Here is a 13,407-nt window from a genome sequence, read left to right as displayed (position 1 = left end):
GTTTCTTTTGGGGCTCATGCCCGTCTGTTCCAGGAAGTTTCCCATGGCCGTGTCGGTTGAGGATTTTGCACCTGCCCATATGGGCAAGGATGTGGATGATGTCGTCATTCTGGGAGGAGGCCTGGCGGGGCTCTTCTGCGCGCTGAAACTCAGCCCGCGTCCTGTCACCGTCATCACCAACGCGCCGATCGGGCAGGGGGCGTCCTCCGCCTGGGCGCAAGGCGGCATCGCAGCCGCGATCTCCGAACAGGATTCGGTCGAAAAACACCGCGACGATACGTTGGTGGCCGGTTGCGGCATCTGCGAGGAAAAGATCGTCGACCAGATGACCCGTGAAGGCAGCGCCCGGGTGCACGATCTCCTGTCCTACGGCGTTCCGTTCGATCAGGATCTAGAAGGCCGGCTGAAGTTTTCGCGCGAAGCTGCCCATTCGCACAGCCGGGTCGTGCGTGTGCGCGGCGACATGGCCGGACGGGCCATCATGGATGCCTTGATTGCCGCTGTTCGCAAGACACCCTCGATCCGCATTCTGGAAGGCTATATCGGCGAAAGCTTCATTGGCGAAGGCCGGTATGTGACGGGTGTCCTCGCCCGCAAACGCGGCGGCCTGGAGCGTCTGGTCTTCCCGGCGAGGGCCGTGGTGCTCGCCTCTGGCGGCATCGGTCATCTTTACGCTTTGACGACCAACCCGCATGAAGCCAACGGCCATGGTCTTGCCATGGCAGCCCGTGCAGGGGCCGTGATTGCCGATGCCGAATTCGTTCAGTTCCACCCGACTGCCCTTGATCTCGGCAAGGATCCGGCACCGCTGGCGACCGAAGCCTTGCGCGGTGAGGGGGCAACGCTCGTCAACAAGGCCGGTGAGCGTTTCATGGAAGGCGTTCACCCGGATCTCGAGCTGGCACCGCGCGACATCGTTGCCCGGGCAATCCACCGGGAAGTCTCCGAAGGCCGAGGGGCCTTCCTGGATTGCAGAACTGCAATCGGCGACAGGTTCAAGGACGATTTCCCGACCGTTTTCGCGGTCGCTGCCGCGGCCGGCCTCGACCCTGCGAAAGATCTGCTGCCTGTGGCACCCGCCGAACACTACCACATGGGCGGAGTGCTGACCGATGCCAACGGCCGGACGTCTCTAGACGGTCTGTGGGCTGCTGGCGAAGTTGCTTCGACCGGAGCCCATGGCGCCAACCGTCTGGCATCCAACTCGCTGCTGGAAGCGGTGGTGTTTGCCGCACGCATCGCCGAGGATATCCAGGGCCTGATGCCCACCCCGCGCAGCGCCTACTGGAACGAGATGGACGACGCTCCCGGCTTGCCAAGCCAGCGCAACGCCGACGAGCGGCAGGCCATCAGCGTTCTGCGCAAGACGCTGGCGCGCAATGTCGGTGTGCTGCGCGATGCCGAAGGGCTCAAGAAGGCTCTGGCAGATATCGTCAGGGTGGAACAGGACTGCGTGCGCCGGTCAATCCTCAACATGATGGTGACCGGGCGTATCATCACGGCAGCTGCGCTGAAGCGCGAGGAAAGCCGCGGCGGGCATTTCCGCAAGGATTTCCCGCAGGAAAACCCCGACATGGCAAGCCGCTCTTACACCACCTTGAAGGAAGTCGAGGCCATCACCGCCGAGGCCCTTGAAACTGCCTGACCGGAGAGGCGCATGACCCGCAGATATTTGCCTGAGCTGCCACGCCTGATGGTGGATGAAGCCGTCAAGGCGGCCCTTCTGGAAGACTGGGGCCGGGCAGGCGACGTGACCAGCCAGGCGACGCTCCCGCCGGAGGCAAAAGCTTCCGCCGTGATTGCCGCACGCAAACCGGGGGTTCTGGCCGGGCTTGCCTTTGCCGAAAGCGCCTTCCGCCAGACCGACGCCGGGCTCCGCTTCGAGGCGGTTCTGACCGACGGTGACCGGTTGTCGCCGAAAGCAGTTGTCGCCCGGATCGAGGGGCCGGCCCGGGCGCTCCTGGCCGCTGAACGTGTGGCGCTGAATTTCTTGGGGCATCTGTCCGGCATCGCAACGGCGACGTCGCACTTCGCCGATCTGATCGCCCACACCAAAGCCGACATCGTTTGCACCCGCAAGACGACACCGGGCCTGCGGGCTTTCGAGAAATATGCGGTCAAATGCGGCGGGGGTTCCAACCACCGCTTCGGTCTGGATGATGCGATCCTGATCAAGGACAATCACATCGCGGTCGCCGGCGGCGTGACGCAGGCCATCGAAGCCGCGAAGGCGTTTGCCGGGCACCTGGTCAAGATCGAGGTGGAAGTCGATACGCTGGAGCAATTGCAGGAGGCGCTTGCGGCCGGACCGGACGTGGTCATGCTCGACAACATGCCGCCCGAGATCCTGAAGCAGGCTGTCACAATGGCCGATGGCAAGGTTCTGCTGGAAGCTTCCGGCGGCATTGAACTCGATACGGTCAAGGCCGTCGCCGAAGCCGGTGTCGACCTGATCTCCTCAGGCTGGATTACCCATTCAGCCCCGGTTCTGGATTTGGGTCTCGATATCGAGATCGGCTGACGTTTTACCGGCGATCGTTCAAAGTTCGGCCCTGTCTGCCCTCTCACTTCCACCTCGTCCTGAGGAGGACCGCGAGAATCCATCTCGACGGATGGGCCACTTGCTCTGGAGTCTGTCGCCCATCCTTCGAGACAGCGCTCACGCGCTTCCTCAGGATGAGGTTGGGGGGCGTCAGCCAAGGCGGTAAATCAATCAGTCACTGAAACTCACGCCGCGGCGAGGTAGAGCCCGCCGAGGGCGGTCAGCACACCCAGGCTGCGAATGATCCGCGGGGCCCAGGCCGGATCGTTGCGCGTGGCCACATTGGCGCCATAGCCGATCAGGAGGCCGGCTGCATGGAGCAGCGCTGTTGCCAGAACGAAGCCGCCGGCATAGGCCAGTTCGGCGGCCGAGCCGATTTCGCCCCCGTGGGCATGACCGTGGCAGATACCGAAAATGCCCACCAAAGCCGCGCACAGACCAAGCGGCAGACGCAGCGCAAGGGCGACGGCAAGACCCAGAACAACCACCGAAGTCAGGATGAAGGGTTCGACATAGGGCAGGGGAACGCCCGCTAGCGAAAGCAGAAAACCGACGATCATCGAGCCGACGAAAGCGGTTGGCAGGACCCAGACGGCACGACCGCCCAGGAGAGCGGCCCAAAGGCCAACGGCGATCATGGCCAGCACATGATCGGTGCCAAACACCGGATGCGAGAAGCCGGCGGCGAAGGAGCCGTGTTCGGAAGGATCCAGATGGGCAAGGGCAGGAGAGGCGGTCAGCAGGCCGAATGCGGCAGCAAGGCCGAGGCGGTAGAACATGAAACGATCCTTCAGTTGGTCACCCCGGTGCCCCGGCATGGGTCGCACCGTTCATGATTGGGTCAAGACACCCCGTACTATCGGAGTTTCTGGAGCCCTGTAAACCGAGGCGAGGGGCTCTTATGCAAGGAGGTCCATGGTTGTGTAGCGGAAGAACTGCGATATTTCAGTCCGTTTTCCCGATAGGGGACGGCTTTTCAGAGTGCTAATTTCCAGGTCATTGGATCCTCAGGTTCGGGTCGAGCCGATGACGATGGTGGAGGCAAGGTTCCGATGAGCGCTGGATTGGACGAAACGCAGGTTCCCCAAGGGCAGGAAACGCCCAAGGCACCGGCCTGGAACGAGGCGCGTGATGATGATGAGGCGCTCACTTCCCGGACAGTCGAGATCTGTTTTCTGTTGATGCGCAATTTTTCGCTGCTGTCCTTCGCGTCGGCTATCGAGCCCTTGCGCATTGCCAACAAGGTGCTGAAACGGAAAGCTTTCACCTATCGCTGCTGCAGTCTTGATGGCGGCGATGCGGTTGCCAGCAACGGCAGCACCATACGGGCAGATTGTGCCATCGGCGATGTCGAGCGCCCGGATCTTCTTGCGGTCTGCAGCAGCGACGACGTGGAACGCATTTCCCTGTCACTGGCCCAGAAGGTTGCGATCCGGAAACTGGCGAACCGGTCCAGCCGGATCGCGGGTATCTGCACAGGAGCCTACGTGCTGGCCGACTTTGGCCTTCTGGACAACCGGAACTGCACGATCCATTGGGAATATGCCGACTTTTTCAAGGAGCGCTTCCCGCATACGAGGCTGGTGGACAGCCTCATTCAGACGGACGGCAAGTATATGACCTGCGCCGGAGGAACATCCGCGCTCGACCTCATGATCGGCTTTGTTGCCCAGGTTCACGGTGGCGCTGTTGCCGCCGACGTCGCCGAAATCGCCCTTCATCACGACTGGCGCAGCGGCAACGAGCGGCAGCACAAGCATATGCGCGATGATCTGGAATCGGTTTCGCAGCGGGTGCGCAGCTGCATCGCCTTGATGACGGAAAATGTCGTCGAACCTCTTTCCCTGCAGGAAATCGCGCAGATACTGGACGTCAGCCCTCGACAATTGCAGCGGGAATTCCAGAAATACCTGAAGTGCAGTCCGCAGGACTATTACGCCAAGGTTCGTCTGGATATCGCCCGGCAGCTGGTTTGCCGCACCTCCATGCGCATGATCGACATCGCAATGGCCTGCGGCTTTGCCAGCGCATCCCATTTTTCGAAACGCTACCGGTCCGCCCTCGGCACAAGTCCCGCCGCGGACCGTCAGCAGCATGGCCGGGTTTTCGATTTCTAGCGGAAGGGACCATCGGCACCGCCGTTGGATTTGATGGTTATCAAGGGGATGTCGTCGGCAGGGCGACTACTCGGCAGCCGGCTTCAGGTTCGCCATCAGGTGGTGGAATTTCTCGCCCTGAACGGAAACGTGCCGGCGAATGGCCTCAGCCGCCCTTGCGCCGTCGGCTGCCTCTATGGCGGCAACAACGTCTTCATGTTCGGCCATCGACTGGTTCATGCGGCCGCGCACGCGAAGCTGCACCCGGCGGAACGGCTGGAGCCGACGCTGCAGGCGCAGGCATTCCTGCTCCAGAAAACTGTTGCCTGACTGACGGTAGATGATGGCGTGAAACTGCTCGTTTTCCTGGTAATAGCCATCCGTATCCTGCGCTTCAACCGCGTGTTTGCAGCGCTCGTTCGTGGCGTGAAGATCGGCGAGCGCGGTTTCTGAAATGCGCGCCGCAGCCAGGCGGGCGCTGACGGCTTCCAGCTCTGCCATGACTTCGAACATCTCGATCAGTTCCACCGGGCCAGGCTGGCGAACGAAGACGCCGCGGCGGGGGATCTGAACGACAAGTCCCGACTGGGACAGCCTGTGAAGGGCTTCCCTGATCGGTGTTCTGGAAACGGAAAATCGGGTCGCAAGTTGAACTTCGTCCAGCCTGTCGCCATCGGCGAACGTGCCGTCGAAAATCAACCCTTCTAGCGCATCAGCGATGCGGTCCGATCGTTTTCTTTCCATGGATGGCATTTAGCATATGACATTTTTGCGCGCAATATTGTCATTCTTGTATACAAAACACCTTGACAAAAAAACATCACATAGGGGTAAGATCCATCTCCGGTTCCCTTCCGGAACCAACAGGGAGGAAATAATGAACATCAAATTTTCAGCGTCGGTCGCCGCCATGGCGCTTTTCGCCAGCGCGCTCACAGCCAATGCCGAGGAGCTTCGCTTGTCTCACCAGTGGTCGACCGGCGACGTTCGCCACAAGGTCGCCCAGATGGTGGCTGACGACGTGGCCGCGGCCGATGTGGATCTCGACATCAAGATTTTCCCGTCGCAGTCGCTTCTGAAGGCGCGCGAGCAATACAAGCCGCTGACCCGTGGCCTGTTGGACATGACCGTTTTGCCGCTCAGCTATGCGGGTGGCCTGCAGCCTGCCTATAACCTGACCCTGATGCCGGGTCTGGTGAAAAACCATGACCATGCCGCCCGGATGAACGACAGCCCCTTCATGGATGCCATTGAGGAAATCATGGCAGAGGATGACGTGATGGTGCTGGTGCACGGGTATCTGGCCGGTGGCTTTGCAGCCAAGGACAAATGCATCACCAAACCGGATGATATGCCGGGCCTTCAGACGCGCGCGGCTGGCAAGGCCTTTGAGCAGATGCTTGCCGGCGCCGGTGCCTCGATTGCATCCATGGCGTCCTCCGAAGTTTACAACGCCATGCAATCCGGTGTTCTGGACGCGGTCAACACCTCGTCCTCGTCCTTCGTCAGCTACCGCATCTACGAGCAGGTCTCCTGCTACACCCCGGCTGGCGAATATGCGCTCTGGTTCATGTACCAGCCTCTCCTGATGAACAAGTCCAAGTTCGACAGCCTGACGGAAGAGCAGCAGAAGGCCCTTCTGGCGGCATCGGAAAAGGCACAGGCCTTCTATCTGGAGGAAGCCAAGAAGGCAGACGCGGTTTCTGCTGAGGTCTTCCGCGAGAACGGCGTTGAGATTGCGGAAATGAGCGCCGCGGATTTCGATGCCTGGCGCGCCCTTGCCAAGGAAACATCTTACAAGGCTTTTGTAGAGGAGACCCCGAACGGTCAGCACCTTCTCGATCTGGCATTGTCAGTAGAATAAGCGTCTGAACTTGCGGGGTGGGCTGAAACCCACCCCGTTCGCTTTCCAAAGGACCTCATTTCAAGGAGTGACCCATGGCGGGCCACAGTACGGCTGCAGTTGCGCATGCCGGCAGCAATCCCTTCTTGCGCTTTGTCGCCGCGATTTCGACCGTGGCGGGCTGGTGTTCGGCTACGATGATCGTCGTCGCGGTCGTTGTCACCTGCCAGATGATTTTCGTGCGCCTGGTGCTCAATGCCTCCACCGTCTGGCAGACGGAAACGGTCATCTATCTGGTGATCGCCGCAACCCTTGTGGGCCTGCCTTACGTTCAGCGGCTCCGGGGCCACGTCAATGTCGATCTGTTTCCGTTGTGGCTGTCGCTGCGGGCCCGCTTCGTGCTGGCCTGCATCACGTTGTCGGTTTCGATGCTGGTCATGGCGATGATGCTCTTTTATGGCTTCGAATTCTGGCACCTTGCCTGGTCGAGAGGCTGGACCTCCGACACGGTCTGGGGCGTCCGGCTCTGGATCCCCTATCTGTCGATCCCCGTCGGCTTTGGACTGCTGTTGCTGCAACTTGCGGCGGACCTCTACGCGGTTCTCACCGGTGTCGATAAACCCTTCGGTCTGGAGGACAAATAATGGATCCTCTGCTGCTTGGTGTACTGGTGGCCGTCGCCACCATCCTTGTTCTCTTCTCAGGTATTTCCGTGGCCATCGGTCTATTGATCGTCTCCGCAGGGTTCCTGCTGGCGTTCGACGGTATGCGGTCGCTGGAACTGATGCCGGAAATCCTGTTCGGCAAACTTGATAACTTCGCGCTTCTGTCGATCCCCATGTTCATCATCATGGGCGCGTCCATCGCCTCGACGCGGGCAGGGGCGGATCTTTACGAGGCGCTGGAACGCTGGCTGACACGGGTCCCCGGCGGACTGGTGGTCTCCAACCTCGGTGCCTGCGCGCTGTTCGCCGCCATGTCCGGCTCTTCACCGGCCACCTGTGCGGCCATCGGCAAGATGGGCATTCCGGAAATGCGCAAGCGCGGTTATCCGGACGGTGTTGCCGCTGGCTCCATCGCCGCCGGTGGAACGCTCGGCATCCTGATCCCGCCGTCGGTCACCATGATCGTCTACGGCATTTCGACGGAAACCTCGATCGGGCGTCTGTTCCTGGCCGGCGTCATTCCCGGCCTGATGCTGATGGGACTTTTCATGGCCTGGTCGCTCTATTCGACCTGGCGCAGCGGCAATGCCAGCGTGCTCAGCGCCGGCAACTACAGCTGGGCGGAGAAGTTCGAAATCCTACCGCGCGTGCTGCCGTTCATGATCATCATTCTCGGCGTGCTCTATGCCATGTACGGCGGCATCGCGACGCCGTCGGAAACCGCAGCGGTCGGCGCGCTGCTGTGCCTGCTGATCGCGGTTATCGTCTACCGGCTCTGGAGCCCGAAGCTGCTCTGGACCGTGTTGCGAGACAGTACGCGGGAAAGCGTGATGATCCTCTTCATCATCGCCGCAGCCGGTGTCTTCTCCTACATGCTGTCGTCGCTGTTCATCACCCAGGCGATTGCGGAATGGATCGGCACCCTTGCGGTGAACCGCTGGATCCTGATGGCGGCGATCAACATGTTCCTGCTGATTGCCGGCTTCTTCCTGCCGCCCGTTGCCGTGATCCTGATGGCCGCACCAATCCTGCTGCCGATCATCACGACCGCCGGCTTCGATCCGATCTGGTTCGCGGTTGTCCTGACCATCAATATGGAGATCGGTCTGATCTCTCCTCCGGTCGGGTTGAACCTTTACGTGATCAACGGCATTGCCCCTGACATTTCCTTGAAGACGATCCTCACCGGCTCGCTGCCATTCGTGGCCTGCATGTTCCTGGCGATCGTCATTCTCTGTTTGTTTCCGGAACTGGCCACCTGGCTGCCGGATGTAGTGATGGGAGAAGCACGTTGATGTTCCTGGCCGACCTGCTGACGACTGTTTTCGAGCGTAGATACCTTTCGAAAGGGACAGACAAGGCGGATGACCGCCCGCTCGAAGCGCTCGTGACAGATCTGATCGGGGCAACGGGAGAGGTCTCCGGGCAAAAACTTGCCCGGCAGATCCTCGCCCGGTACGGCGGACTGAACGACGAGGACAAGCGCGCTTTCTTCTTGTATCTTGCCGAAGATCTTGCCGTTTCGGTTCCCGCTGTTCGTTTGGCGCTGGAGCATTACGAGACGGGACAATCGAAGGCGAGTTACCGCGAATTCATGGAGGCGGTCGAACCGCCCCGGCAGGAGCTGATCCGGCGGCTCAATCAGGTTCCCGACGCAACCCGGCTTCTGGTCGGCATGCGCGAGGATCTGCTGCGGCTGAGCAAGGGCGACGATTCTCTGCAGGCGCTCGATCTGGATTTCCGGCATCTGTTCGCCAGCTGGTTCAATCGCGGTTTCCTGGTGCTGCGGCCGATCAACTGGGAAAGCCCCGCCCAGCTGCTGGACAAGATCATTGCCTATGAAGCCGTTCATGCGATCGACAGCTGGAGTGATCTTCGTCGCAGGCTGGAGCCCGTCGACAGACGCTGCTTCGCGTTTCTGCATCCGGCGATGCCCGATGAACCGCTGATCTTTGTGGAAGTGGCTCTGACAAAAGGAGTACCGGGTTCGATCCAGGACCTCCTTGCCGAAAACCGGACCCAGATCGAGGCAGACAGGGCAGATACGGCGGTTTTTTATTCGATCTCCAACTGCCAGGCGGGCCTTGCCGGCATTTCCTTCGGCAACTCGCTCATCAAGCAGGTTGCCGCGGATCTGTCGCTGGAACTGCCCAAGCTCAAGACCTTTGTCACCTTGTCGCCGATCCCGGGGCTGGTGCGCTGGCTGGACAGTGAGGGCATTGACCACGCCACCGCCGATGGGGAAAGCCTGCGCAAGCATGCAGCCCGCTATCTGATGACCGCAAAACGCAAGGACGGTCTGCCGCTCGACCCTGTTGCCCGCTTCCATCTTGGCAATGGTGCGCTCGTTCATCAGGTGCACGCCGGGGCGGATCTGTCGGAAAAGGGGCTGAAGCAATCCGCCGGTGTGATGGTCAACTACCTCTACGATCTGGAGAAGGTCATGCAGAACCATGAAAGGTTCGCTTCCTCGCAGACAGTCGCCGCCTCATCTGAAATCAAATCCCTCAGCACCGCTGGAGACAAAGCCCTCGCATTAGAGCTTTCCGCACCCAACTGATGCGGTTAAGTACCTCTAACACTATAGAATCGATCAGCTTTTTGGCCTTGCGAGGTAAGATTGAATGCCTGCTGATCCAGGAGCCCCATAAATGACAAACCCACTTTACGACCAACTTTTCGGAAAGCACGCCGGCAAGAACACTCCCTTTCTGATCTTTCAGGACGGCTCCATCCTGACCCACGCGGCGTTTCTCGAAAGCGCGGCGCAAATTGCTCACGTTCTGACCGGCAACGGCATGGTGGCTGGTGATCGGCTGGCAGCCCAGGTTGAAAAATCCGCGACAGCGCTGGCACTTTATGCGGCCTGTGCGCAGGCGGGTATCGTGTTTTTGCCGCTGAACACGGCCTATACCGTCGATGAACTCAGCTACTTTATAGAAAACAGCGGTGCCAAAACCGTGGTCTGCGACGGCGGCAGCAAGACCTTGCTGGAACCTGTGACCTCCCAGCTCGGCGCCCGTCTCGAAACGCTCAATGCCGATGGGTCCGGTTCGTTGACCGATCAGGCCAAGGCAAAGCCGTCAGAGTTTGAAACGGTAAAACGCACACCCGACGATCTGGCGGCGTTCCTGTACACTTCCGGTACCACCGGACGCTCCAAGGGAGCGATGCTGACACAGGCCAACCTCCTGTCGAATGCCGAGGCTCTGGTAGATCTCTGGCGCTTCACCGACAAAGACGTGCTGTTGCATGCCCTGCCGATTTTCCACACGCATGGTCTCTTTGTTGCGACCAACGTTTCGTTGATGGCCGGTGGTGCAATCCTGTTCCTGCCGAAATTCGATCTTGATGCCATGATCGGCCTGATGCCGAAGGCAACGACGATGATGGGCGTGCCGACCTTCTATACCCGCCTGCTTCAGGACGACCGGTTTACGTCGGAGCTGACCAAGGGCATGCGGCTGTTCATTTCCGGAAGCGCACCGCTTCTTGCCGATACGCACCGTCAGTTTGAGGAGCGGACCGGTCACCGGATACTGGAACGCTATGGCATGACCGAAACCAACATGAACACCTCCAATCCCTATGAGGGCGAACGCCGCGCCGGGACAGTCGGTTTTCCGCTGCCGGGCGTTGAACTGAAGATCACAGATCCGGACTCGGGCAACACGCTGCCGGCCGGAACGGTCGGTCAGATAGAGGTGCGCGGGCCGAACGTTTTCAAGGGCTACTGGCAGATGCCGGACAAGACGGCGGCGGAATTGCGCCAGGACGGTTTCTTCATCACCGGCGATCTCGGGATGATCGACGCCGATGGCTACGTGCATATCGTCGGGCGCAACAAGGACCTGATCATTTCAGGTGGCTACAACATCTACCCGAAGGAGATCGAACTGATCCTGGATGACCAGCCGGGCGTGCGCGAAAGCGCCGTCATAGGCGTGCCGCATTCGGATTTCGGCGAAACGGTGCTGGGCCTTGTGGTGCCCGATGGCGATCAATCGCCGGACCTGGACGCTATCATGGCTGTCACTGGAACGTCGCTGGCCCGTTTCAAGCATCCGAGAAAGCTCGTTCTGATCGACAGCCTGCCCCGTAACACCATGGGCAAGGTCCAGAAAAACATCTTGCGTGAACAGTTCAAGGATACATTCGCCACCGCTTGAGACCACGCACATAACCCGGCACGCTCCAGAAGCTTGCCGGGCTTGTGCTTTGCGGGTGGGCTTTCCGGTTTGGTCTGCCGTTTAAACGCGTGCCGGCTCTGAAGAAGATCATTCGGGGCGATCATCATGGGCGAACCGCAGAACCAAGACCAAAAAGTCCGGCAAGCGCCTCGGTCATCAGGCTGACCCGCTATGCTCAGGTCCTGATCCTGTTGGGGCTCAGCATTGCCATGCCCCGTTTCTCATCACCTTTTTCGTCGATATCCACGACGCGATCCAGAGCTTGGAATGTCTGGACCGGAAGAAGACAACCCTTCTGAACCTCGATCTGCTCGATATGGTCTTCATCGCCAATCTGGCGACCTATGCGGTGACCAACGTCTTCAAGTCGAGTGGCCGATAGGGAAGGAACACGCGGTTTGCTGCGGATGCCCGGACAAGCGGCCCATCCTTCGAGGCGGACCTGATGATCCTCCTCAGGATGAGGTTCGGTGTTTATAGTTGTCTGTAGAAATCTGATCCATGCTCGCCTCCTCACAACCTCATCCTGAGGAAGCGCGAAGCGCTGCCTCGAAGGAGGGGCCGCAAATGAGGACGCCTTTGCAGTCGCAGCCAGGAGAGGGCCGTGGAAAGAAGGCCCAGGGCGGCTGAATCAGTTCCAGCCGCCGGCGTAGGTCTTGTAGAAGATGTGCAAGCCGACCTGGCCGCGTTTGGACATGGATTTCGCCCACCGCGGTTTGACATAGGTCGCGTGATAGTGCGTCGAGGCATCAACCATCTTGGAATAGCGCTTGCCGTCGGTCACTTGCCTGGCCAGCTTCTGCGCCGTTGCCCAGGCAACCGGACTGGAAATGCGGTCCTTGATGCCGTCGCAGGCAAAGGAGAACTGGCAGCGGTTGCGCTTGTGCTGGTTCTGGTAAACGACGCCGCAGATACTGTCTGGATAGGCCGGGTTCTTGACCCGGTTCAGCACGACCTGCGCCACGGCCACCTGGCCGTCTTCGCTTTCGCCGCGCGCTTCAAAGTAGATGGCCTCTGCCAGGCAGCGCTGCTCTTTCTTGCTTCCAACGGAAAGCGGCAGCGGCTTTTGGGCCCACCAATGCGGATTTTCGGGGTCTTCCGGTGGCGGCAGTTCCTGCTCATACATTGCAGCGCCGAACAGGGCATCGAAGGGTTCTTTTGTTTCCTTCACGCTGTCGGGGGCGTAGGCGGAAACGAGCGAGAAGCTGGCAGCCGCCGCATTGCGCGCCATCATCACCTTTTGCAGATCCAGCGGCCCGTCTTCCGGGAAACCATCCTGGCCATGGCCGGCCAGCATGCTGGTTTCTTGAGAGTTGAGCGGCTGTGCCTTCACGAAGGCAACGCGCGGCAGATCCTCATGTTTCTTTTCCGTCGAGATGAGGCTGGACATGGAATAAAGGTTGCCGGAGGCCCTTTCGACCATCTGGCGATCCGGCGCCATCGTGATCAAGCGGTCGCTTTTGGCGGAGCTGTTGGTCAGGATCTTGTCAGGAATTTCGGTCGGACGAGAGCTTAAGGTAACTTCGTCAAGACCGACAATCGGCCGCGCTTCAAAGTCATCGTCTGCGGATGTCAGCGTCAGGACCGGCGATGAGGTGTAGTCCGGCACCGGTGTTGTGCCGAGCGCCAGTTTCGGTGAAATCTTGGTGGTGAAATTCGCAGGCTCAAGATACATCATCCAGCGCGGCGATTCTGCCTTGCGCGTATTGACGAGCGCGAAGATGTCCTGATTTCCAACCGATCCGCCGATACCGAGCCAGATCAGGGGACAGGCTACAAGCACGTATTTGAGCCGGCGCATTCGCGCACGGACCGGGCCGAAATCCTGTGTCACTTTAGAAGAAAACCGCTTTACGTTGCGGGACTTAAGGCCAGACATACGCAGCCAACTCCAACTCGTTACACATCGTCCCGAAACGCCGGACGAACAGCGTGAACGCTGTGTAAACAACGACGCTGGAATTGAAGATGTCCGCTTAACCTTGAAAGAGCGTTAATAAGACTGGAATTCGTGGAAAATCGTGGAAGTTTTCGCACCGGAAGGGTGCGTTATGGTTAATATTACTAAGGA

At 59.8% G+C, this 13,407-nt stretch carries 11 protein-coding genes; 8 read left to right on the top strand and 3 right to left on the bottom strand.

Annotation, left to right across the window (positions count from 1 at the left end; translation table 11 throughout):
• Positions 1–43 precede the first annotated feature (43 nt).
• Together FMN63_RS16215 and nadC are read left to right on the top strand one after the other, a co-directional pair.
• On the top strand, positions 44–1,645 hold the full coding sequence (locus tag FMN63_RS16215) for an L-aspartate oxidase (RefSeq protein ID WP_148585103.1): 1,602 nt from the start codon (positions 44–46) through the stop codon (positions 1,643–1,645).
• A 12-nt stretch (positions 1,646–1,657) separates the two neighbouring features.
• Complete coding sequence (gene nadC / locus FMN63_RS16210; protein WP_148585101.1) at positions 1,658–2,521, top strand: carboxylating nicotinate-nucleotide diphosphorylase; 864 nt, start codon at positions 1,658–1,660, stop codon at positions 2,519–2,521.
• Between the two features lie 206 nt (positions 2,522–2,727).
• Here nadC and FMN63_RS16205 read toward each other — a convergent pair whose 3' ends face one another.
• Positions 2,728–3,321, bottom strand: coding sequence for a HupE/UreJ family protein (locus tag FMN63_RS16205; RefSeq protein WP_148585100.1), 594 nt, complete (start codon positions 3,319–3,321; stop codon positions 2,728–2,730).
• A 273-nt stretch (positions 3,322–3,594) separates the two neighbouring features.
• Between FMN63_RS16205 and FMN63_RS16200 the strand changes: the two genes are divergently transcribed.
• On the top strand, positions 3,595–4,659 hold the full coding sequence (locus FMN63_RS16200) for a GlxA family transcriptional regulator (RefSeq protein WP_209001141.1): 1,065 nt from the start codon (positions 3,595–3,597) through the stop codon (positions 4,657–4,659).
• 66 nt (positions 4,660–4,725) lie between these two features.
• Here the strand turns inward: FMN63_RS16200 and FMN63_RS16195 are convergent, their stop codons facing one another.
• The gene (locus tag FMN63_RS16195; RefSeq protein ID WP_148585098.1) at positions 4,726–5,382 is read right to left on the bottom strand and encodes a GntR family transcriptional regulator; all 657 of its coding nucleotides are present in this window, start codon (positions 5,380–5,382) and stop codon (positions 4,726–4,728) included.
• A gap of 133 nt (positions 5,383–5,515) precedes the next feature.
• On the opposite strand from FMN63_RS16195, the gene dctP reads away from it, so the two are divergent.
• The 5 genes from dctP (at position 5,516) to FMN63_RS16170 (ending at position 11,315) form a co-directional block, all read left to right on the top strand.
• A complete protein-coding gene (gene dctP, locus FMN63_RS16190) occupies positions 5,516–6,502 on the top strand; it encodes a TRAP transporter substrate-binding protein DctP (RefSeq protein ID WP_148585096.1) in 987 nt (328 codons plus the stop codon).
• A 74-nt stretch (positions 6,503–6,576) separates the two neighbouring features.
• Positions 6,577–7,125: a TRAP transporter small permease gene (locus FMN63_RS16185; protein ID WP_148585095.1), complete on the top strand. Its 549-nt coding sequence runs from the start codon at positions 6,577–6,579 to the stop codon at positions 7,123–7,125.
• A complete protein-coding gene (locus tag FMN63_RS16180; RefSeq protein WP_148585093.1) occupies positions 7,125–8,441 on the top strand; it encodes a TRAP transporter large permease in 1,317 nt (438 codons plus the stop codon). The genes FMN63_RS16185 and FMN63_RS16180 overlap by 1 nt, the downstream gene beginning before the upstream one ends.
• Positions 8,441–9,706, top strand: coding sequence for a malonyl-CoA decarboxylase (locus FMN63_RS16175; protein WP_148585091.1), 1,266 nt, complete (start codon positions 8,441–8,443; stop codon positions 9,704–9,706). The genes FMN63_RS16180 and FMN63_RS16175 overlap by 1 nt, the downstream gene beginning before the upstream one ends.
• 91 nt (positions 9,707–9,797) lie before the next feature.
• Positions 9,798–11,315: a malonate--CoA ligase gene (locus FMN63_RS16170; RefSeq protein ID WP_148585089.1), complete on the top strand. Its 1,518-nt coding sequence runs from the start codon at positions 9,798–9,800 to the stop codon at positions 11,313–11,315.
• Between the two features lie 652 nt (positions 11,316–11,967).
• Here FMN63_RS16170 and FMN63_RS16165 read toward each other — a convergent pair.
• On the bottom strand, positions 11,968–13,215 hold the full coding sequence (locus tag FMN63_RS16165; RefSeq protein ID WP_148585087.1) for a cell wall hydrolase: 1,248 nt from the start codon (positions 13,213–13,215) through the stop codon (positions 11,968–11,970).
• Between the last annotated feature and the right edge of the window lie 192 nt (positions 13,216–13,407).

The sequence above is a fragment of the Stappia sp. BW2 genome (genome assembly GCF_008107695.1).
Lineage (GTDB): Bacteria > Pseudomonadota > Alphaproteobacteria > Rhizobiales > Stappiaceae > Roseibium.
This window is presented reverse-complemented; position numbering and strand designations above follow the sequence as displayed.